The sequence below is a fragment of the Psychromonas sp. SP041 genome, from assembly GCF_000470315.2.
Taxonomy (GTDB): Bacteria; Pseudomonadota; Gammaproteobacteria; order Enterobacterales; family Psychromonadaceae; genus Psychromonas.
The window spans coordinates 1-548 of sequence record NZ_CBRF02000120.1 but is presented as its reverse complement, the minus strand read 5'-3'; the positions used below and the strand labels follow the sequence as shown (position 1 = coordinate 548).

1 pseudogene is annotated in these 548 nt (G+C 38.3%); it reads left to right on the top strand.

Annotation, left to right across the window (positions count from 1 at the left end):
- Positions 1 to 110: 110 nt before the first annotated feature.
- Positions 111 to 353: pseudogene (locus SP041_RS21130) on the top strand (hypothetical protein); the annotation flags it as partial.
- Between the last annotated feature and the right edge of the window lie 195 nt (positions 354 to 548).

Below are 548 nucleotides of genomic sequence, written 5' to 3'. Positions count from 1 at the left end.
GTGATCGTTGGTGTCAGCTCTATTCAAAACCTGTATTAGTTGAGCGTTGGCAATCCGAGCAAACCACCTCAGAAGCAGAAAATAAAGCCGCATTAACTATTATTAATGGGTGGAGAGGGCGATTAGCTGATATCTCATGGTTTATGCGCTGCCTAAATGAATTTATTGCACGTAAAGCCAATAAAGAAGATGAGTGCTCAGAGCGTTTCTGGGAAGGACGTTTTAAGTCTCAAGCTTTATTGGATGAAGATGCACTATTAACCTGCATGGCTTATGTTGACCTAAATCCAATCCGCGCCAAAATGGCAGTTAGCGTTGAAACATCAGAATATACATCAGCTTATGAGCGTATTCATCGTGTTGCTCAACCACAAGAAAAACCGTAAGATTTATATCATAAGAAACCACGGACACAAGATCGTGGACATATATGGTCACTCTTTATAAATCAAGATTAGATTGATTTTTATTTTCTGTTTAATAATTGATTACGTACAGAAGACTCGTCACCCTTATTAATAAAGGGGTGTTTTCCTGATTAAACTTGT